Annotated in this window: 20 protein-coding genes; all 20 read left to right on the top strand. The window is 52.7% G+C overall.

What is annotated here, in order from left to right; all coding sequences use genetic code 11:
* The first annotated feature begins 4 nt into the window (after positions 1–4).
* Positions 5–556: a guanylate kinase gene (gene gmk / locus Q0L28_RS03580; protein ID WP_296631719.1), complete on the top strand. Its 552-nt coding sequence runs from the start codon at positions 5–7 to the stop codon at positions 554–556.
* A gap of 58 nt (positions 557–614) precedes the next feature.
* Positions 615–869: a DNA-directed RNA polymerase subunit omega gene (gene rpoZ, locus Q0L28_RS03575; protein WP_296631717.1), complete on the top strand. Its 255-nt coding sequence runs from the start codon at positions 615–617 to the stop codon at positions 867–869.
* A gap of 20 nt (positions 870–889) precedes the next feature.
* Positions 890–2,089 (top strand): bifunctional phosphopantothenoylcysteine decarboxylase/phosphopantothenate--cysteine ligase CoaBC, encoded by a 1,200-nt coding sequence (gene coaBC, locus Q0L28_RS03570; protein ID WP_296631713.1) that lies wholly within the window; start codon positions 890–892, stop codon positions 2,087–2,089.
* Between the two features lie 37 nt (positions 2,090–2,126).
* Positions 2,127–3,320, top strand: coding sequence for a methionine adenosyltransferase (metK, locus tag Q0L28_RS03565; protein ID WP_296631710.1), 1,194 nt, complete (start codon positions 2,127–2,129; stop codon positions 3,318–3,320).
* Between the two features lie 9 nt (positions 3,321–3,329).
* Positions 3,330–5,195, top strand: a complete 1,866-nt coding sequence (locus Q0L28_RS03560) for a hypothetical protein (protein WP_296631708.1) — start codon at positions 3,330–3,332, stop codon at positions 5,193–5,195.
* A 22-nt stretch (positions 5,196–5,217) separates the two neighbouring features.
* Positions 5,218–6,171: a methionyl-tRNA formyltransferase gene (fmt, locus tag Q0L28_RS03555; RefSeq protein WP_296631705.1), complete on the top strand. Its 954-nt coding sequence runs from the start codon at positions 5,218–5,220 to the stop codon at positions 6,169–6,171.
* On the top strand, positions 6,168–7,544 hold the full coding sequence (locus tag Q0L28_RS03550; protein ID WP_296631703.1) for a transcription antitermination factor NusB: 1,377 nt from the start codon (positions 6,168–6,170) through the stop codon (positions 7,542–7,544). Before fmt ends, Q0L28_RS03550 begins: the two co-directional genes overlap by 4 nt.
* 4 nt (positions 7,545–7,548) lie before the next feature.
* Positions 7,549–8,220, top strand: coding sequence for a ribulose-phosphate 3-epimerase (rpe, locus tag Q0L28_RS03545; protein WP_296631700.1), 672 nt, complete (start codon positions 7,549–7,551; stop codon positions 8,218–8,220).
* A 38-nt stretch (positions 8,221–8,258) separates the two neighbouring features.
* Positions 8,259–8,522: a phosphoribosyl-ATP diphosphatase gene (locus tag Q0L28_RS03540; protein WP_296631697.1), complete on the top strand. Its 264-nt coding sequence runs from the start codon at positions 8,259–8,261 to the stop codon at positions 8,520–8,522.
* Between the two features lie 20 nt (positions 8,523–8,542).
* Positions 8,543–9,382, top strand: a complete 840-nt coding sequence (gene hisG, locus Q0L28_RS03535) for an ATP phosphoribosyltransferase (RefSeq protein WP_296631695.1) — start codon at positions 8,543–8,545, stop codon at positions 9,380–9,382.
* A complete protein-coding gene (hisF, locus tag Q0L28_RS03530) occupies positions 9,382–10,143 on the top strand; it encodes an imidazole glycerol phosphate synthase subunit HisF (RefSeq protein WP_296631692.1) in 762 nt (253 codons plus the stop codon). The genes hisG and hisF overlap by 1 nt, the downstream gene beginning before the upstream one ends.
* A gap of 2 nt (positions 10,144–10,145) precedes the next feature.
* Positions 10,146–10,493 carry a phosphoribosyl-AMP cyclohydrolase gene (hisI, locus tag Q0L28_RS03525; protein ID WP_296631689.1) on the top strand — a complete coding sequence of 116 codons (348 nt, stop codon included), beginning with the start codon at positions 10,146–10,148 and terminating at the stop codon, positions 10,491–10,493.
* Complete coding sequence (locus tag Q0L28_RS03520; RefSeq protein WP_296631687.1) at positions 10,493–12,004, top strand: chorismate-binding protein; 1,512 nt, start codon at positions 10,493–10,495, stop codon at positions 12,002–12,004. The genes hisI and Q0L28_RS03520 overlap by 1 nt, the downstream gene beginning before the upstream one ends.
* Positions 12,005–12,559: a Trp biosynthesis-associated membrane protein gene (locus Q0L28_RS03515; RefSeq protein ID WP_296631684.1), complete on the top strand. Its 555-nt coding sequence runs from the start codon at positions 12,005–12,007 to the stop codon at positions 12,557–12,559.
* A gap of 28 nt (positions 12,560–12,587) precedes the next feature.
* Positions 12,588–12,827 (top strand): DUF6704 family protein, encoded by a 240-nt coding sequence (locus Q0L28_RS03510; protein WP_296631679.1) that lies wholly within the window; start codon positions 12,588–12,590, stop codon positions 12,825–12,827.
* Positions 12,827–13,606, top strand: a complete 780-nt coding sequence (gene trpC, locus Q0L28_RS03505) for an indole-3-glycerol phosphate synthase TrpC (RefSeq protein ID WP_296631676.1) — start codon at positions 12,827–12,829, stop codon at positions 13,604–13,606. The genes Q0L28_RS03510 and trpC overlap by 1 nt, the downstream gene beginning before the upstream one ends.
* 10 nt (positions 13,607–13,616) lie before the next feature.
* On the top strand, positions 13,617–14,831 hold the full coding sequence (trpB, locus tag Q0L28_RS03500) for a tryptophan synthase subunit beta (protein WP_296631674.1): 1,215 nt from the start codon (positions 13,617–13,619) through the stop codon (positions 14,829–14,831).
* Entirely contained in the window at positions 14,821–15,609 is a 789-nt protein-coding gene (gene trpA / locus Q0L28_RS03495; RefSeq protein WP_296631672.1) for a tryptophan synthase subunit alpha, read from the top strand. The genes trpB and trpA overlap by 11 nt, the downstream gene beginning before the upstream one ends.
* A gap of 20 nt (positions 15,610–15,629) precedes the next feature.
* Positions 15,630–16,511, top strand: coding sequence for a prolipoprotein diacylglyceryl transferase (gene lgt / locus Q0L28_RS03490; RefSeq protein WP_296631669.1), 882 nt, complete (start codon positions 15,630–15,632; stop codon positions 16,509–16,511).
* 76 nt (positions 16,512–16,587) lie between these two features.
* On the top strand, positions 16,588–20,731 hold a 4,144-nt coding region (gene gltB / locus Q0L28_RS03485), incomplete at its 3' end, for a glutamate synthase large subunit (RefSeq protein WP_296631666.1).

The following is a 20,731-nucleotide window of genomic DNA, read 5'->3' as shown; positions in this document are numbered from 1 at the left end:
GCGCATGACTAATAAGTTGACCGTAATTGCCGGCCCCACCGCGGTGGGCAAGGGCACTGTGGTCAAGTACATCCTCGATCACTATCCGCAGGTAAAGCTTTCAATTTCGGCCACCACAAGGTCACCGCGACCAGGCGAAGTCGACGGCAAGGACTACTTCTTCTTAAGCATGGCTGAGTTTAATGACCTGATTGCCAGGGGAGAGATGCTTGAATACGCCGTGGTTCACGGTGAAAACAAGTACGGCACTCCCAAAAAACGCGTTCTAGAAGCATTGGCAACTGGCCAATTGATGCTTCTCGAAATCGACATTCAGGGCGCCCGGCTAGTAAAGCAGGCCCTACCAGAGGCCAGGCTCATCTTCATTGCGCCACCATCTTGGGATGAATTGGTGCGTCGCCTCGAGTCTCGAGGCACAGAGAGCCCCGAAGAACAGGCGCGTCGCCTTGAAACTGCCAAAGCTGAATTGGCTGCCCAGTCTGAGTTTGATCACGTGGTTATCAACGATCAGGTGGCCAGATGTGCCACCGAAGTCGTAGAATTGATGCAGGCCTAGCGATTATTCAAATCGCCCACATTTTTAAGCCTCGCTAAAGACAACAGAAAGTTGAATCATGTCTGACAAGCTTGAAGGAATCGTTTCACCAGCAATCGACAACTTGCTAACCAAGGTGAACTCAAAGTACGAATTGGTTATTTTTGCGTCAAAGCGCGCGCGCCAGATTAACGACTACTACTCTGCGTTGCACGAAGGCAGCCTTTTCAACAACGTAGGTCCATTGGTTGAGGCAACCGTTGACGAGAAGCCGTTGACCATTGCAATGCACGAGATCGACCAGAACAAGCTTCAGAAGCACGCCACCGAATAATCGCTTTAGCGAATTAGATCATGCGCATAATCGTTGGTGTCACCGGCGGTATCGCTGCATATAAGGCAACTTCGATTATTCGCCAGCTCACCGAGGCTGGCCACTCGGTCAAAGTAATTCCAACCGCTAACGCATTGCGTTTTATTGGCGCAACCACGCTTGAGGCACTGTCGCACAACACCGTTGACCCAGATCTCTACACCGATGTTGATTCGGTAAAACATGTTGCCTTGGGTCAAGAAGCAGACCTTGTCTTAGTTGCACCTGCCACTGCCGCTTTCTTGGGTCGTTATGCGGCCGGCATCGCCGATGACTTATTGCTCAACACTCTCTTGGTCACCAAGGCACCTGTGGTGGTTGCCCCGGCAATGCACACCGAAATGTGGAATCACCCTTCAACTCAAGAGAATGTGGCAACACTTGAAGAGCGCGGTGTTCGCGTGATGGTTCCTGCCGAAGGCCGCCTAACCGGTGCAGATTATGGAATCGGGCGATTGCCGGAACCAGAAGAAATTGTGAAATTTGCTTTGGCAAATTATCCGGTGAGTTCGCTAGCCGGCAAGCACTTTGTGGTCACCGCGGGTGGCACCCAAGAACCAATTGACCCGGTGCGATTCATTGGCAATCACTCGAGTGGCAAGCAGGGCATCGCTATTGCTCGTGAGGCGAAGGCGCGTGGCGCGCGAGTTACCCTGATTGCAGCAAATCTAGAAGACAGCAATGAATTCGACGCTCAACTGAATGTGCACACCGCTGCAGAACTGCAGGCTGCGGTAGCGGCAACGCTATCCGAGGCAACCGTTTTGGTTATGACTGCTGCGGTCTCTGATTTCAAAGTCGCCAATGGTGCCGAGCAAAAACTCAAGCGTGCTGAATTGTTTGCAGAGCAAAGCAGCATTCAAATTACCTTGGAGCAGAACCCAGACATCTTGGCTGACGCCGTTGCCCAACTTGCTGCTGACAATAGCAAGTGCATCACTGTTGGCTTTGCAGCTGAAACTGCGGGTGGCGAGGCACTTGAAAAATTTGCTCAGCACAAATTGGCAAGCAAGGGTTGCCACATTTTGGTTGCCAATGATGTCTCGAATGGAGCAGTTTTCGGGGCCGAAACCAATGACACGCTCATCCTCACCAAGTCGGGTCGGGCAGTTAGCGCCAAGGGATCAAAGGCTCTGGTGGCCGCTGAGTTGCTTGACGTGATCGAATCTGAGTTGGCCTAGCCGCTTCGTCGCATCGCGACGATATACTTGAGCAATTATGACTTCCCTTCGCCTATTCACCTCAGAATCAGTCACCGAAGGTCACCCAGACAAAATCTGTGACCAAATCAGTGACACGATTCTCGACGCCATGCTCGAGCAAGACCCAACATCACGTGTTGCAGTTGAGACCATGGTGACCACCGGCCTAGTTCATGTGGCCGGCGAAGTAACCACATCTGGTTACGTTGAGATTCCAAAGTTGGTTCGCGAGAAGATTCGTGAGATTGGCTACACCTCTTCTGATATCGGTTTTGACGGCGACAGCTGTGGTGTTTCAATTTCGATTGGTCAACAGTCTCCTGACATCGCACAGGGTGTTGACGTGGGTCTTGAATCCCGAGTTGGCAAATCTGCGGATGAGTATGACTCGCAGGGCGCCGGTGACCAAGGCATCATGTTTGGCTATGCCACAAACGAAACGCCAACGCTGATTCCGACAGCAATCAACTTGGCTCACCGCTTGAGTGAGCAATTGGCCGCGGTGCGCAAAAACAAGACTGTAGATTTCTTGCGCCCTGATGGCAAGACTCAGGTGACCATCGGCTACGAAGGCACCACGCCGCGCACAATTGAAGCGGTTGTTTTGTCAACCCAGCACAATCCAGGTGTTACTCACGATCAAATTGTTGAGGCAATGAAGTCAAGTGTTATCGATCCGATCTTGTCTCAATCGGGTCTGGATTTCTCAAACGTTAAGTTGTTTATCAACCCAACCGGCAAATTTGAAATCGGTGGCCCAATGGGTGACGCCGGTTTAACCGGTCGCAAAATTATTGTCGACACCTACGGTGGCGCAAGTCGTCACGGTGGTGGAGCATTCTCAGGCAAAGACCCTTCAAAGGTTGACCGCTCGGCTGCTTACGCGATGCGCTGGGTTGCTAAAAATGTTGTTGCCGCGGGCTTGGCCGATCGCGTTGAAGTGCAGGTTGCTTATGCAATCGGTGTCGCACGTCCAGTTGGTCTTTATGTAGAAACTTTTGGTACCGGCAAGGTTGCCGACGAAGCTATCGTTGCCGCAATCAACGACGTGTTTGATCTGCGCCCAAAGGCGATTATCGATGCACTGAATTTGCTTCGCCCGATTTATTCAAAGACCGCAAGCTACGGTCACTTTGGTCGTGAACTACCAGACTTCACTTGGGAAGCAACTGATCGCGCAGCAGATTTGCGCGCAGCAGCAAACGCCTAGGAGTAGCAATTGACCTTCGCGAGAGTTGCTATTGACTCGCCGTTGCCGCAACTCGATCGCCTATTTGATTACGCAATTCCGCAGCATTTAGTTGACTCGGTAAAACCAGGTGTGCGTGTGCAGGTTCCTTTTGGCAGGGGCACAGCTAAACATTCGGCGTTCGTAGTTGAACTTGTCCAGACGCCAAGTTTCGATGGGCAATTATCCGAAGTTGCTGAAGTGATTTCGCCGCTAACTGTGCTTACCGCCGATATTTATAAGTTGGCTAGGGCAGTAGCCGATCGCCAAGCTGCCACTGCCTCGGATGTTCTCAAATTAGCTATTCCGGCCCGTTCTGTTGCAGTTGAGAAAAAAGCTATTGACCAAAATGGCGAAATTATTGCTGCGCTAAACAAACCCCAGGGTTTGCGCGAAACCGCTTTGCAGCAGCCGGTTCAAATTGCCGATGAGCCGCTTTGGGTAGCCGAATTTCTAGCGCGAATAAAATCCGAGGTTTCGCAGAGTCGCTCGACTATCGCGATCGTGCCCGACTATCGAGACCAGGCGCTGTTGTTATCGGCACTTGCTAAAAGCGAGTTTGCAGATCAGGTTGTTGATTACTCAACCGACCAAACCCCGTCGAAACGCTACTCTGCGTTTCTCGCGGCCTTGCAAAAAAGCGCGAGCGTAGTTATAGGTTCCAGGGCTGCAATTTTCGCACCGGTAAACAATCTTGGATCAATACTGATTTGGGATGACGGTGACCAAGCGCTGGTTGAGCCGACCTCGCCGTATTTTCATGTGCGTGATGTTGCACTGATTCGTCAACAGCAGAGTGGTTGCAACATATTTTTTGCAGCTCACTCGCGCTCAACCGAAATACAGCGGTTGGTCGAGCTTGGTTATCTCAGTGACGTCACCCGCAGTTTTGCGGTTCCCAAACTAGCAGTATCAACGGCTGAGTCTCGGGTAGACGCGATGGCCTGGCAAGCGATTCGCACTGGCCTTGATTCAGGGGCCGTGCTGGTTCAAGTGGCAAACAAGGGTCAATCCGTTTCTGCCTACTGTGCTGATTGCTCAGACCGAGCAAGTTGCAATATTTGTGCTGGTCCAATTTGGCTGGGCGCCGATAAACATCCACGTTGTCGTTGGTGCAACGCCACGAATCTGAATTTCACCTGTCAAAGTTGTGGTGGCAGAGCACTCAAGCAAGGTCGCGCCGGTTCTACCCGCACAACTTCTGAGTTCGGCAAAGCCTTCGCGCAGGCGCAAATAATCGAAGCCAACGCTGAACATCGACTGCAGTGGATCAAACCAGGTAAGACGATCGTGGTGGCAACCCCAGGTGCCGAACCAAGAGTGCCGGGTGGTTACGCGGCAGTGGTAATTCTTGATGCAAAAGAAACACTTTCGAAAGACAGCCTCAGGGCAACCGAGGATGCACTGCGATCATGGAGCAATTCAATTGCATTATTGGCGCCAAGTGGGCACGCGGTTATCACTGGCTTATCTCAGAAACTTGGGCAACAGCTTGCGCTCTGGTCACAGGTTGAACTGGCAAAAATTGAGTTGCAGCATCGCAAAGAACTTCGATTCGCACCTGCGGTAAGAATGGCATCGGTAGAAGCCGAGCGACCACTGCTTGAGCAAGTAGTAACTGCCATGTCTTCTTTCGAAGGAGTCGAAGTACTCGGCCCAATTGCTTCAAACCAACAGCCCGCTGTGCAAACCTGGCGCATTCTTTTGCGCTACGAATACTCTCAAGGCGCTAAGTTGGCTGAGTTTCTCAAGGCGTTGAGTCTTCAACTATCGGCGGGGCAGAGTCGTGTGAGTGCAAAATCGGGTCGGGCAGTGCGCCCAATTCGCATCAAGATGGATGACTCGCAAGTAATCTAGAGGCTGAAAGGCTTGGTGCAGTTTGAAGTTAGTTTTTGCGGGTACTCCACATAACGCTGCGGCTACCCTCAAGGCACTTCACCTAAACGGCACAGAGATTGCTCTGGTTATTACTCGCCCGGATGCGGCAATTGGACGCAAAAAGGTAATTACGCCATCGCCAGTTTCCGAAATGGCTGATGCGCTCGGTTTGCCATTGCTCAAGACCAATGTGATTGACGACACTGCTCTAGAACTAATCGCAGCCAGCGGCGCCGAGCTGGGAGTCGTTGTTGCGTATGGCGCATTCTTAAAAACCAAAGCTCTAGCTGCATTAGACAAGGGTTGGCTCAACGTTCACTACAGTCTTTTGCCGCATTGGCGAGGTGCCGCCCCAGTGCAGCGAGCCATTCTTGCTGGTGACCGTGAAACCGGCGTCACTGTTTTCAGGCTTGATGAAGGAATGGACACCGGGCCGGTTTATTTGCGGGTGCCGTCACTAATCGAACCGGGGGAGAATTCCGCCCGCTTGCTTGATCGACTAACTACCCTTGGTATCAGTGCGTTGCTTGAAGTATTGCCACAAATTGAGGCCGGTTTGATCTCGGCCCAGCCGCAAGACCAAGAACTAGCCAAGGAGTTGCCGTTAGCCGCCAAACTCTCCCGCAATGATGGTGCGATTGACTGGAATGAAACTGCGGTGCGCATTGAGCGCCGCGTATTGGCGATGAATCCAGAACCAATGGCTTGGACCAATCTCAATGAAGAGACTTTTCGAATTCTTGATGCTCGCGCGCTAGGAGCAACGGACTGGTCGGCGCTTTCTCAACAGGATTCCCAGGTGGGCACAGTTTCTATTTCTGAACAAGTAATTGTTAATTGCGGGGGCGGCACTTTGCTCGAACTCAAAGAAGTGCAGCCGGCTGGAAAAAAAGCAATGCTGGCTACCGACTGGGCTCGCGGTCAAATCTCTAAAACATCGGTGGCATTCAATTGAATAAATTTAAAGGCAAGACTTCTTCGCGATCAGTTGCGCTCGAATTGCTTCTGGCTGTCGAACTTGAAGATGCATATGCAAACTTGCTCTTACCCAAGTTGCTCGATCGCTCTGGTCTAGACACCCGTGACACTGGTTTCGCGCAGGAACTAGCTTTTGGAACTTTGCGCTGGCAGTTGTTCTACGACCGCGTGATTGAAGAATGCGCCAAGCGTTACAGCGACGAGATAGACATCAAAGCTTTAGTAGTTCTGCGACTCGGTGCACACCAAATTCTGGGCATGCGAGTTCCGTCGCACGCGGCGCTTAGCGAAACCGTAAACCTTGCTAAGGCAGCACTCAGTCAAGGTGCGGTCGGATTTGTCAACGGTGTGCTGCGCCGTGTTTCTGAGCGCACGCGCGAGGAATGGCTCGCGATTGTTTTGGAAGGTCTTGAGAACCCTGATGAGCGATTGGCCGTTGAGTTTTCACATCCAATCTGGGTAGTTCGCGCTCTTGGCACTGCGCTAAAACTAGACGGCCATGAGGGGGAGCTGCAAGACCTTTTGCTAGCCGACAACATTGCGCCGTTAGTTAGTTTGGTTGCCCTGCCGGGCTTGGCCAATCAAGACGATTTCGAAGATCTCGAAGTGGGCCCAGCCAGCCCAATCGGCGCACAACTCGATGGCGGCGACCCGAATCAACTGCTTGCCTTTAGAGAAGGCCGCGTGCGTGTGCAAGATCAGGGCTCGCAACTTGCAGCCCTCGCGTTAGTCGATGTGAAACCGGTTGCCAAGGATGAGCTCTGGCTCGACATGTGTGCTGGCCCAGGTGGCAAGGCTGCGCTGCTTGCCGCTGAAGCCAAGCTCGCCGGAGCCAAGTTGGTTTGCAACGAGGTTTCGGAGCATCGAGCCAAACTCGTGGCACAAGCTCTAAAGCCGGTTGATAGCTCAATCAGGGTGACCATCGAAGATGGACGCGAAATTGGCACCGACAGCCCAAACAAGTTCGATCGAATTTTGCTCGACGCGCCTTGCACAGGTCTTGGTGCGTTGCGCAGACGGCCAGAAGCCCGATGGCGCAAACAGCAAAGCGACGTTGCGCAACTGAGCAAACTGCAAGAAGAGTTGCTGACCAGCGCTTGGGCCGCACTCAAACCCGGTGGCGTGCTCGCTTATGTGACCTGTTCACCTCACATCGCCGAGACTAATTCGGTTGTGGAATGGGCGACGCGAAAGTTATCCGGGGTTGAATTGCTTGACGGCAACGCCGTGTTGGCAAAGATTAACCCAAACCTGCAGCTCAACACCAAGCGCAAGACAGTGCAACTGTGGCCACACCTGCATCAGACCGATGCCATGTTCATCGCTTTATTGCACAAGTCATTAGGCTAAATGCATGTCAGCGCGCATCAACCCAAGCATTCTTTCGGCAGATTTCGCCAATTTCGAGCGCGACTTCAACACCATTGCTAACGCCGACCTTATTCATGTGGATGTCATGGACAACCACTTTGTGCCGAACCTAACTTTTGGTCTGCCAATGGTGCATCGAATGCAGCAAATTACCCCTAAGCCGCTAGACGTGCACTTGATGATTTCAGAAGTCGATAAATGGGCCCCCGGATACGCCGAGGCGGGTGCGTTCTCTGTGACCTTTCACCTTGAAGCAGCTGCCGACCCGATCGCGCTGGCCAGAAGGTTGCGCAGCATTGGCGCCCGTGCCGGTGTGGCAGTCAAGCCAGGAACCTCGGTGGATAGCATTCTTGACTCCCTGATTGAATTTGACCAATTACTGGTGATGACTGTTGAGCCGGGCTTTGGCGGACAATCGCTTATTGAGAGCACACTTGAAAAGGTTTCGGCTGCACGTCGCAAAATCGATCAAGAGAAGCTTGACGTGTGGCTTCAGGTTGATGGCGGAATTGATGAATCAAACATTGCTCGAGTAGCCGAACTAGGCGCCGACACTTTCGTGGCCGGAAGTGCGGTGTTTAAGGCCGATGATCGAGCCAAGCAAATCGATAATCTGCGCGATTTAGCGACCGCCGGGTTCGCACACCATCACTAGAACCGAATGAATCAGGGGTTTACGGGTAACCTAGAGGGATGAAGTCCTTCGAACAACTACTCGCCGAAATCACCGAAAAGGCTGCCTCGCGTCCTGCGGGCTCCGAAACCGTGAAATGGCTTGATGCCGGGGTTCACACCATTGGCAAAAAGATTGTCGAAGAAGCCGCCGAGGTGTGGATGGCCGCCGAATATGAAGGCAAGGAGCGCACCGCAGAGGAGATCTCTCAGTTGATCTACCATCTGCAGGTGCTGATGACCGCCAAGGGAATCACCCTTGACGACCTCGAGAAAAACTTCTAAAAATTTTACGAAAGAGACAAATGCTAAAGGTAGCTGTTCCAAACAAGGGCATCCTTTCTGACTCAGCAATTCTGATGTTGAAAGAAGCCGGTTATACCGTTCGTCGCGATCCAAAAGATCTGCACGTGGTAGACCAAGCACACGAAATTGAATTCTTTTACCTTCGTCCACGCGACATTGCAACCTATGTTGGTTCAGGCTCTTTGGATGTTGGTTTCACCGGCCTTGACCTATTGCTTGACAGTCGATCAACTGCAAACTCGGTTGCCGACCTTGGGTTCGGCGGTTCGACTTTTAGATTTGCGGGCCCGGTGGGTGCATTCAAGTCGATTGCTGATCTTGCCGGCAAGCGTGTTGCCACTGCCTACCCACACCTAGTTGAGGACTTCTTAAAAAAAGAGGGCGTGAACGTTCAATTGGTTCAGCTCGACGGTGCCGTTGAAGTGGCCGTTCGTCTTGGCGTTGCAGATGCCGTAGCCGATGTGGTTTCAACCGGCAACACCTTGCGTCAAGCTGGGCTAGAGATTTTCGGCCCGGTGATTCTCGAGAGCTCGGCTCACTTGATCATTGCTCCGAACATCAAAGATGAGCACGCACAACTTTTGCGTCGCATGCAGGGCGTTTTGGTTGCGCGCGAGTACGTAATTTTTGATTACGACTGCCCAACTGATTTGGTAGAGCAGGCTTCGGCAATTACTCCGGGCATTGAGTCGCCAACAATTTCGCCGTTGCGTGACGCAGATTGGGTTGCTGTTCGTGCCCTGGTGCGCACACAAGACATCAACTCAAAGATGGACGAACTTTATCAACTTGGTGCACGCGCGATTCTAGTTAGTGCAATTCACGCAGCGAGAATCTAGTGGCCCTATCAATTCGAGTCATTCCTTGTCTCGACGTTGCCGATGGGCGAGTAGTTAAGGGTGTCAACTTTCTTAACCTGCGCGACGCCGGTGACCCAATTGAACTTGCGTCTCGCTATTACCTCGACGGTGCCGACGAACTAACTTTTCTTGACGTGCACGCAACTGTTGACAATCGCTCGACTATGTATGACCTGGTGACTGCTTGCGCCGAGCAGGTTTTCATTCCACTCACGGTTGGCGGCGGTATTCGTGAGGTTGACGACGTAGCAAGACTGCTGGGTGCTGGTGCTGACAAGGTGAGCGTTGGCTCAGCGGGAATTTCCAATCCAGCGCTTCTTGGTGACATTGCGAACCGCTTTGGAAACCAAGTCTTGGTCATTTCTCTCGATCTGAAACGCTCTGAAAAAACGGAGTCTGGCTTTATTGTCACCACTCACGGTGGCCGCAACGAAACTGATCTTGACGCTCTATCCTGGGTTGAGCAAACCATCGAGCTTGGTGCTGGCGAGTTGCTGGTGAACAGCATCGACGCCGATGGCACTCGCGAGGGCTTTGACTCCGAGATGCTAACCGCCATTCGCGCCATCTCGCCGATTCCAGTGATTGCATCCGGTGGAGCGGGCAAGGCAGAAGACTTTCCGGTTGCTGCGGCTGCGGGTGCCGACGCAATTCTTGCGGCTTCGATTTTTCACGAGGGTTCTGTCTCGATTGCGCAAGCCAAACAGGCGTTAAAATCAGCAGGATACGAGACGAGATAACAATGGATTTCAACAGCGATGCAGTTTTTGGTTTTGCCTATAACCAATCAGGCTTGATTCCTGCAATTGTGCAGAGTGCTGAATCAAAGCGCGTCTTGATGATGGCTTGGATGAACCAAGAATCTTTGCTGAAAACGATCGAACTTGGCGAGACTGTCTTTTATTCGCGATCTCGTAATGCGTTGTGGCACAAGGGTGAAACTTCGGGCAACGTGCAAAAAGTTGTTTCTATCGAAGTTGACTGTGATTCAGACGCCTTGCTGATTCAGGTTCATGAAACAGGTCCGGCTTGTCACAATGGAACCGAGTCATGCTTTGACACCGCAACCCTTTTTGAGGTGCAGGACTAATGGTCAATTTCACACTTGCCGATTTGCAAAAGTTGGCGACTGTGCACCGTGTGGTGCCGATCATCGAAACTGTTCCACTAAACGCTGAGACTCCGCTTTCGGTTTTTGAAAAGCTTGCGGCCGATGTGGCTGGCAGTTTTTTGCTTGAATCTGCAGAACAGGGCATTTGGTCGCGCTACAGCTTTATCGGTGTGCGCAACCGCGGCACCTTGATTCAAAGCGCTTCTGGTTTGGTCAATTGGGTTTCCGAAACCGGTTCACAACCATTGCCCAATGGCGAGGAACTTTCAGAGCACGCTTTGGATGCCGTGGCTCAGATTCAGACGGCTTGGCATTCAGCTGCGCACGAAAATTTGCCGCCACTTACTTCTGGCTTGGTGGGTCTTTTTGGCTGGGATCTAATTCGTGAAATTGAAAAACTTGGCCCAGCGCCAAAGGCTGATTACCCGGCACCAATCATGGCCTTGGCTATGTTCCGTGATTTGGTGGTTGTCGACCATCTAGAGCAAACCATGCTTTTGGTTTCGAATGTCTTTGTCGAAGACAACATTGACCTTTCAGCGGCACATTCACTAAGCCTCTTGCACATCGATCAAATGTTGCAAGACCTCAAGAAGCCAAGTGCTGTGCACGAGGGTACTTTTGAGCTCGATGGTGAACTGCGCCCACGCAATCGTTCGCTCAAATCAGACTTCCTCGAATCAATCGAGAAAGCCAAGCATTACGTGCGCATCGGCGATGTGTTCCAGGTGGTGTTGTCGCAGCGCTTCGACATTGATTGCGTTGCCAGCCCACTCGAGGTTTACCGTGCATTGCGCGAATTGAACCCAAGCCCCTACATGTACCTGCTTAATTTCGTAGACGAAGCAGGGCCATACGCAGTGGTTGGCTCTTCGCCCGAAGCTCTTGTCAAAGTTATCGATCGCAAGGCGATCACACACCCGATTGCTGGTTCACGCCCGCGCGGCAAGACCGACGCGCAAGATGCCGAACACGCAGAATCGTTATTGATAGATCACAAAGAAAAAGCCGAGCACCTTATGCTGGTTGACCTGGCCCGAAACGACCTACTGAAAGTTTGCGAGCCAAGCTCGGTCACTGTCACCGAGTTCATGCAGATTCACCGATACAGCCACATCATGCACTTGGTTTCAACCGTTGAGGGAGAGCTTCGCGAGAATCAATCACCTGTGGATGTGTTCCGCGCCACGTTCCCAGCGGGAACGCTATCTGGAGCACCCAAGCCACGCGCGCTTGAAATCATCGATGAACTCGAAGACTCAAACCGTGGTGTTTATGGTGGCGTCATTGGCTACTTTGACTTCGCCGGAAACGCAGACCTTGCGATTGCCATTAGAACCGCGTTTATTCGCGACGGTGTTGCACACGTGCAGGCAGGCGCAGGCCTAGTGCTCGATTCGGTTCCCGAAACCGAGTATCAAGAGACTCTTTCAAAAGCAGGGGCACCGATGCGTGCTGTGGTCGCAGCAAATTCACTTCGAGGAAATTAATTGAAAATCAAGAAGACCAGCGCGCTTGGCTTGTGGTTTATTGCCCTTGGTGCCGCCACAATTGCGGCAAGTCAAACCTGGTTTCAATTGAGCATGTCACCCAACGGCGATGCGGTCACCATTTCTGAATTCGACGGCTTCACTTCTTATTCATTCATCTCGGCAGTTTTGCTGGCCAGCTTGGCCGCCGCGTTCGTGATTTCATTTGTGGGCACTCTTGCCCGCAAGATAATTGCGAGTTTTGCGTTGCTGCTTTCAGTTGCCGGCTTGGCTCTGCTAATTAGCCGTGTGTCTACCTCGGATATATCCGGTCTCAGTGTTCAGATTGAGAAAGCCACGGGAATCGCGGCCAATCACGGAATTAAGAATGTCGACGTGGTCACCACGTTTTGGGCTCAAGTTGGAATCGCTGGGTTTGTATTGCTTGTGCTGGCCACCGCGATCGTTTTGCTAACCGAGCGCCATTGGCCTGCCCGCGTGGCAAAGATCGAGCGGCGACAATCCGTAGCAAAAGCTCCTACCGACAGCATCTCGCTGTGGGATTCTCAACGCTAAGATTTAGTAAAGAACCAGAAAGGCAAGCATGTCTCAGAACCACAACCTGCCAGCAGGCGACCCAGGCCACGGCGATTCAGTAGCCTCTTGGGCTGCCGTAACCATCATCATGGTGGCATCAGCGGCGGGCACCTTGTTCTTCTGGCTTGACCAGCCGGTTCTAGTCATTCTTTCTGCAGTGGTTGCCGTTGCAGGTGTTGGCGTTGGATTCGTGCTAAAGCGCCAGGGCTATGGTGTTGGCGGCTCGAAGTCCAAGAACAGCCACTAGTGCTCGATCAGCTTTTTGCTGGCTCCATCGCTGATGCTCAGCGCAGACAAGAGCAAATTTCTCTAAGCAAAATTGAATCGTTGGCGCTTGCTGCTCCTAAAGCACTTGATGCCATGGTGACTTTGGCTCCGATTGATCAAATCAAGGTTCTTGCCGAGGTTAAGCGCGCATCGCCATCCCGTGGTGACATAGCCGAAATTGCCGAGCCGGCCGAACTAGCCAAAACTTATGCCCAAAATGGTGCCAGCGCAATCAGTGTGTTAACCGAGGAGCGCAAGTTCAAGGGCTCACTCGAAGATCTTGTTGCCGTGCGTGCCGCGGTGTCTGTGCCACTTTTGCGCAAAGATTTCATCGCAAATGAATATCAAATTCTTGAGGCTCGAGCCGCTGGTGCCGACATCATCCTGTTGATTGTGGCAGGCCTTCCACTTGCTCAAATTCAACGCCTAAAAACCTTTACGCATGAGCTGGGCATGACTCCATTTGTCGAAACTCACAGTGAAGATGAGCTCAAGGCCGCGCTCGACATCGATTCGAAGTTGATTGGAATCAATGCGCGTGACCTGTCAACCTTCGAAACTGACCGCAATCTATTCGGCAAACTTGTGCACCTGATTCCAAGCGATGTAATCAAGATTGCCGAGTCAGCGGTTCGCAATGCTGATGACGTGGCTCACTACCGTGCAGCTGGGGCAGACGTGGTGTTGGTAGGCGAGGCCCTAGTCACCAATGATCCAGCGGCCATGCTGCAGTCCTTCTTGCAAGCCGGCAAGTCTTAGAATTTAACTCATGTCTAACCTCAGAGATCAACAAGGTCCATATTTCGGCGAATACGGTGGCCGCTTTGTGCCTGAATCGCTGATTGCAGCACTAGACGAACTTGAAGCCACCTACAACGTGGCAAAAAAAGATCCTTCGTTTCAACACGAGCTTGCCGAGTTGCACCGCACCTACACTGGTCGCCCTTCGATCATTACCGAGGTAAAGCGTTTCGCCGAGCACGCTGGAGATGTTCGTATTTTTCTAAAGCGTGAAGATTTGAACCACACCGGTTCGCACAAGATCAATAACGTGTTGGGTCAAGCACTGCTAACCAAGCGCATGGGCAAAACTCGTGTGATTGCCGAAACCGGTGCCGGTCAGCACGGTGTTGCCTCGGCAACCGCGGCAGCACTATTTGGTCTCGAGTGTGTGGTTTACATGGGTGAGGTCGACACCGAACGTCAGGCTCTCAACGTTGCACGAATGCGTTTGCTCGGGGCCGAGGTTATTCCGGTGAAGACCGGCAGCCGCACTCTAAAAGATGCCATCAATGAAGCTCTTCGAGACTGGGTTGCCAATGTTGACAACACTCACTATCTGCTTGGCACCGTTGCGGGCCCGCACCCGTTTCCGCAGATGGTTCGCGACTTCCACTCGGTAATCGGCATTGAGGCTCGCCAGCAGATGCTCGACGAATTCGGCTTCTTGCCAACCGCACTTGCGGCTTGTGTTGGTGGCGGTTCAAACGCCATTGGTCTCTTCCATGCATTCTTAGATGATGCCGATGTACAACTGTTTGGTTTTGAAGCGGCCGGCGCGGGCATGGACACCCCAATGCACGCAGCTACTTTGAACTATGGGCGCCCAGGTGTGTTGCACGGAGCAAAGAGCTACATGCTTCAAGACGAAGACGGTCAGACCATGGATAGCCACTCAATTTCAGCTGGCCTCGACTACCCAGGTGTTGGCCCAGAGCATGCATGGTTGAAAGACCTCGGCCGTGCCCAGTACTGGGGCATTTCAGATGCCGAAGCTATGGATGCTCTTCGACTGCTTAGCCGCACCGAAGGAATTATCCCGGCGATTGAAACCGCACACGGTCTTGCCGGCGCACTAAAGCTTGGCAGGCACCTGCCAGCCGGTTCGAACATCTTGGTGAACAACAGTGGTCGTGGCGATAAAGACATGGAAACTGCCGCCAAGTACTTCGGCATCTTGGATGGTGCAAAAGATGGCAAGTAAAACCTCACAAAAACTAAAGGCCAACAAAGCCGCAGGGCTTGGCTCGCTAATTGGTTATTACCCAGCCGGTTATCCAACCCTTGATGACTCGGTTGAAGCCGCAGTCACTATGTGTCAAAACGGTGTTGACGTTCTTGAATTGGGCGTGCCATACAGCGACCCGGTGATGGACGGCCCCGTGATTCAGGCTGCAACATTGGTTGCGCTAGAAAACGGTTTCAAACTTAAGCAAGTATTTGAGGCAGTCAAGCGCATTACCCAGCAAGTTGACACACCGGTTTTGGTGATGACCTATTGGAACCCGGTGCTCAGCTACGGCGTCGAGAAATTTGCCAGTGACCTTGCTGCAGCCGGGGGAGCAGGCCTGATTACTCCTGACTTGATTCCAGACGAAGCAAAAGAATGGCTGCAAGCCTCTGACGAATTTGAACTAGACCGAGTATTTTTGGCGGCACCGTCTTCTTCATCCGAGCGAGTGCAAACCGCAGTGGATCTGAGCCGCGGATTTGTTTATGCCGTCTCAACGATGGGCATCACCGGTGCTCGCAAAGAAGTAGATCAACTCGCCAAGCAAGTTGTTTCTTCGGTTCGTCACGCTTCGACCGAGCAAAACACTGCCGTTGGAATCGGAATTTCAACCGCCGATCAGGTGCTTGAAGTAAATCAATATGCCGATGGCGCCATCGTGGGTTCAGCCTTCGTGCGCGCATATCAAGACGGCGGGCTAGAAGCTCTCAAAGCCAAAGTTCAAGAACTTTCCAAACCCCTTAGAAAGTAGTCGTTTCCAAATTGAACATCTTGCAAAGCATCCCTAGCCCTTCGATTAGTTATGTCGATCTGGGGCCAGTGCGCGTTCACTTTTACGCTCTCTTTATTTTGGCTGGCATCGTCTTGGCAATTTGGTTGGCTAATCGTCGACTAAAGGCGCGCGGGGCCGATGGTGGCCTTGCTTTGGATGTTGCGCTCTGGACTGTGCCGATCGGCATTATTGGCGCCCGAATTTTTCACGTGCTTACCCACACCAATGACTATTTCTATGACGGCGCCGACCTCACCGCAGTATTTCGCGTGTGGGAGGGCGGCATTGCAATTTATGGCGGACTGATTGGCGGTGCATTCGGCGCCTGGCTTGGTGCTCGCAGCGCTGGAATCAAGTTCTGGTCTTTTGCCGATGCCGTGGCACCTGGCATTTTGTTGGCGCAGGCCCTGGGTCGCTGGGGAAACTATTTCAACCAAGAACTTTTTGGTCTGCCAACCGATCTGCCTTGGGGTCTTCAGATTGATCCAGGCAACCAGGCGATTCCGCAGGGGTTGCCAACGGAGACCCTTTTTCACCCGACTTTTATCTACGAGTCGATCTGGAGCCTGATTGGCGTGGCCCTTTTGCTGTGGCTAGACCGCAAATATGAGCTTCGCTGGGGAAAGTTGTTTGGCCTGTACCTGGTTTTCTACTCAATTGGCCGCGTTTGGACCGAGTCTTTGCGCATAGATCCGAGCGACATCATCCTAGGTCTTAGAACTAACATTTGGTCGGCTTTGTTTGGCATCGCCATTGGTTTGGCCATCTTCTTTGTGCAGCGAATGCGCCACCCGGGCCTGGAGACCACGGTTTACTTGCCTGGTAAGGGGCCAAAAGCCCTTGATGTTGCCCCCGATGCATTAGACTCGGAACCTAAATAACCCCTTGTTTCCTGCGTCATTTCGACGCCTTTTTCTGGGCCAGTGTTGTCCCTCTGATTAAAGATTGGAGCGTGGCATGCCCGTAATGTCGCCGTTTGAGAGATTTGGTACTGCGCCTGCAGCAACCGGACTCTACAACCCAGCTAACGAGAAAGACGCCTGTGGCCTTGCCATGGTTGCGACTCTTCGCGGCAAGGCTGGTCACGACATTATTGACACCGCGCTCAACGCCCTGCGCAACCTTGAGCACCGTGGCGCGGTTGGTTCAGACGCCGGCACCGGTGATGGTGCGGGAATCCTTTCGCAGCTACCAGACACTTTCTTGCGAGCAGTTGCCGGGTTTGAATTGCCAGCCAAGGGCACATACGCCGCTGGTCTAGTTTTCATTGAACCTGGCCAAGAGCAGCAGGTCGAAGCAGCTTTTGCAAACCTAGCCACCGAAGAAAAACTTCAGGTTTTGGGCTGGCGTGAAGTGCCAACTAACCCAAGCGTTTTGGGTGACTTGGCTCGCGCTGCGATGCCTGTGATTCGTCAAGTGTTTGTTTCAGCCCCAGATGCTGCAACTGGCATTGAACTTGAACGGCGCGCTTTCCGTTTGCGCAACCGATCAGAGCGCTCAACCGGCGCTTACCACCCGTCACTGTCGTCACGCACGATTGTTTATAAGGGCATGGTTACAACGCTTCAGCTTGAGCCGTTCTACCCTGACCTAAGCGACGAGCGTTTTGAATCAACTCTGGCGTTGGTGCACTCTCGCTTCTCAACCAACACTTTCCCTTCTTGGCCATTGGCACACCCATTCCGCATGATTGCGCACAACGGTGAAATCAATACCGTCAAGGGTAACCGCAACTGGATGCGCGCACGTGAAGCTCAACTTGGCGCCGATGTACTTGGCGACATCAAGCAGTTGACCCCAATCATTACTCCTGGTGCTAGTGACTCGGCGTCGTTCGACGAAGTTGTTGAGTTGCTCTACATGGGTGGTCGTTCGCTACCTCACGCAATGATGATGATGATTCCTGAAGCGTGGGAAAAGCAGAGCGACATCGACGAGAGTCGCAAGAACTTCTATGAGTACCACTCGATGTTGATGGAACCTTGGGATGGCCCAGCGGCGGTTATCTTCACCGACGGCTCATTGGTTGGTGCAACCCTTGACCGCAATGGTCTGCGCCCAGGTCGCTACATCATCACCGACAACGGCCTTGTTGTGCTTGCATCAGAAATTGGTGTGGTCGACATTGACCCGAGCAAGATTGTTCGCAAGGGTCGCTTGCAGCCTGGTCGCATGTTCCTGGCCGACACCGTTAATGGTCGACTAATTGATGACGACGAAATCAAGGCAGAGATTGCTTCTTTCGAACCTTGGGGCGAGTGGCTTGAAGGCAACCGCATCAATTTGAAAGACCTACCTGAGCGTGAGCACATTGCCCACACCGCTACTTCGGTAAACCGCCGTCAGCGCACTTTCGGCTACACCGAAGAAGAACTGCGCATTCTTTTGGCGCCAATGGCGCGCACCGGCGCAGAGCCTCTTGGTGCAATGGGTTCAGACACTCCAATTGCGGCAATCTCAGACCGCCCACGTTTGGTGTTCGACTACTTCGTTCAGCAATTTGCACAGGTCACCAACCCGCCACTTGACTCGATTCGCGAAGAAGTTGTCACTTCACTGAGCACCGGAATTGGACCAGTTCGCAACTTGCTAACTGCCACTCCTGAACACGCTCAGCAGGTAATTTTGAATTTCCCGGTAATCACCAACGACGAGTTGGCAAAGATTCAGCACATCGACGAGCGCCCAGGTGTTGGTCAGGCTTACACCGTCAAGGGAACCTACCGTGTTGATGGTGGTGCAGAAGCTCTGGCCGAACGCATTCGCGAGATTTTCGGTCAGGTGCACGACGCAATTAAGTCTGGCGCTACCTACCTGATTATTTCTGACCGAGACAGCAACCGTGAAATGGCACCGATTCCTTCGTTGCTACTAACTTCCGCAGTGCACCACTTCCTAATTCGTGAAGGGCTGCGCAACAATGTTGGTCTTGTTGTTGAGGCCGGAGACGTGCGTGAAGTTCACCACGTTGCAGCTTTGATTGGTTACGGAGCTGCAGCAATCAACCCATATCTAGCTCTTGAATCTGTTGAGCAAATGGTTAAGTCAGGCGCAATTGTTGGTCTAACCACCGAGAAGGCTCACGCCAATTTGGTGAAGGCGCTCGGCAAGGGTGTTCTGAAGATCATGTCGAAGATGGGCATCTCAACAGTGTCGTCTTACTCAGGCGCTCAGTGTTTTGAAGCTATCGGTTTGAGCCAAGAGTTCGTTGACACCTACTTCACCGGAACCACCAGCCAACTCGGTGGAATCGGTATCGAAGTTATCGCCGACGAAATCGCTTCACGTCACGCATTTGGCTACCCAATTGAGCTTTCAACCAATGTTCACGAGTCTCTCGAGACCGGTGGCGAATACCAGTGGCGTCGCGAAGGCCCACCACACCTTTTCAACCCTGAAACCGTCTTCAAGTTGCAGCACTCAACTCGCAACAGGCGATACGACATCTTCCGCGAATACACCAAGGCAATTGACGACCAAGCAGAGAACCTAATGACTCTGCGTGGTTTGTTCTCATTGCGCGAGGGTGTTCGCCCTGCTGTTTCGATTGACGAAGTCGAACCGGTTTCATCGATCGTTAAGCGCTTCTCAACGGGAGCCATGTCTTATGGTTCGATTTCGGCTGAGGCGCACGAAACTCTAGCAATCGCTATGAACCAACTTGGTGCAAAATCAAACACCGGTGAAGGCGGTGAAGATGTTGAACGTCTTCTCGACCCAACTCGCCGCTCTGCAATTAAGCAGGTTGCATCTGGTCGCTTCGGTGTAACCAGCATGTATTTGACTCACGCAGATGACATTCAAATCAAGATGGCCCAGGGTGCCAAGCCAGGCGAGGGTGGCCAATTGCCACCTAATAAGGTTTACCCGTGGATCGCTAAGACTCGTCACTCAACCGCGGGTGTTGGTCTGATTTCGCCACCACCTCACCACGACATCTACTCAATCGAAGACCTCAAGCAATTGATCTTCGATGTGAAGCGCGCTAACCGTGCCGCACGTGTGCACGTGAAGCTTGTTTCGCAGGTTGGTATCGGAACCGTTGCTGCGGGTGTTGCCAAAGCAAAGGCCGATGTGATCTTGGTTTCCGGCCACGACGGCGGAACCGGCGCAAGCCCATTGAACTCTTTGAAGCACGCCGGCACCCCTTGGGAACTTGGTCTTGCCGAAGCTCAGCAAACGTTGTTGCTAAACGGTTTGCGCGATCGTGTTTCGGTTCAGGTTGACGGTCAGATGAAGACCGGTCGCGACGTTGTTATCGCAGCGCTGCTAGGTGCTGAAGAATTCGGCTTCGCAACTGCGCCGTTGGTGGTTGAGGGCTGCATCTTAATGCGGGTTTGCCACCTTGACACTTGCCCAGTTGGTGTAGCTACTCAAAACCCAACCTTGCGTGCGCGTTTCACTGGTAAGCCGGAGTTCGTAGTTAACTTCTTTGAATTCTTGGCTCAAGAAGTTCGCGAGTACCTGGCTGCTCTTGGTTTCCGCACACTAGACGAAGCGATTGGTCACAGCGAACTCATCGATGTCAACCGAGCAATCTCGCACTGGAAGGCCGACGGTTTGGACCTGACTCCAATCCTTAGTTCACCAGCCTTGCCTGCAGGCGCTTCTCGTCGCCGCATCACTGTGCAAGACCACGAGCTTGAGAAGCACTTCGACCACAAGTTGATCGCTTTGGCAACCGCAGCCCTTGAAGATGCACAGCCGGTAAAGATTTCACTCGACATAACCAACGTTGACCAAGCAGTGGGCACCATGCTGGGCAACGAGCTAACCAAGCGCTTTGCTGCGGATGGATTGCCTGAGGCAACCATCGACATCACGCTAAAGGGTTCAGCCGGTCAGTCATTCGGCGCATTTGTGCCTAAGGGAATCAAACTTTCGCTTGAGGGTGACTCGAACGACTACGTCGGCAAGGGTCTTTCAGGTGGAACCATCGTGGTTCGTCCAGACCGTGCAAGCGTGTTTGCAGCCGAGCAAAACATCATCGCCGGAAACGTTATTGGCTACGGTGCTACCAGCGGAACCATGTTGCTTCGCGGCATCGTCGGGGAACGTTTCTTGGTGCGCAACTCCGGTGTCACTGCGGTGGCCGAGGGCT

It is taken from the genome of Rhodoluna sp. (assembly GCF_024639375.1).
Lineage (GTDB): Bacteria > Actinomycetota > Actinomycetes > Actinomycetales > Microbacteriaceae > Rhodoluna.
The sequence above is the reverse complement of the archived record's forward strand: the minus strand, read 5'-3'. Positions and strand labels throughout refer to the sequence as shown.

Bases quoted from the DNA above. Each gene is read 5' to 3' on its own strand.
- gmk (WP_296631719.1), top strand. From the start codon at position 5: ATGACTAATAAGTTGACCGTAATTGCCGGCCCCACCGCGGTGGGCAAG.
- rpoZ (WP_296631717.1), top strand. From the start codon at position 615: ATGTCTGACAAGCTTGAAGGAATCGTTTCACCAGCAATCGACAACTTG.
- coaBC (WP_296631713.1), top strand. From the start codon at position 890: ATGCGCATAATCGTTGGTGTCACCGGCGGTATCGCTGCATATAAGGCA.
- metK (WP_296631710.1), top strand. From the start codon at position 2,127: ATGACTTCCCTTCGCCTATTCACCTCAGAATCAGTCACCGAAGGTCAC.
- rpe (WP_296631700.1), top strand. From the start codon at position 7,549: ATGTCAGCGCGCATCAACCCAAGCATTCTTTCGGCAGATTTCGCCAAT.
- Q0L28_RS03540 (WP_296631697.1), top strand. From the start codon at position 8,259: ATGAAGTCCTTCGAACAACTACTCGCCGAAATCACCGAAAAGGCTGCC.
- hisG (WP_296631695.1), top strand. From the start codon at position 8,543: ATGCTAAAGGTAGCTGTTCCAAACAAGGGCATCCTTTCTGACTCAGCA.
- hisI (WP_296631689.1), top strand. From the start codon at position 10,146: ATGGATTTCAACAGCGATGCAGTTTTTGGTTTTGCCTATAACCAATCA.
- Q0L28_RS03520 (WP_296631687.1), top strand. From the start codon at position 10,493: ATGGTCAATTTCACACTTGCCGATTTGCAAAAGTTGGCGACTGTGCAC.
- Q0L28_RS03510 (WP_296631679.1), top strand. From the start codon at position 12,588: ATGTCTCAGAACCACAACCTGCCAGCAGGCGACCCAGGCCACGGCGAT.
- trpB (WP_296631674.1), top strand. From the start codon at position 13,617: ATGTCTAACCTCAGAGATCAACAAGGTCCATATTTCGGCGAATACGGT.
- trpA (WP_296631672.1), top strand. From the start codon at position 14,821: ATGGCAAGTAAAACCTCACAAAAACTAAAGGCCAACAAAGCCGCAGGG.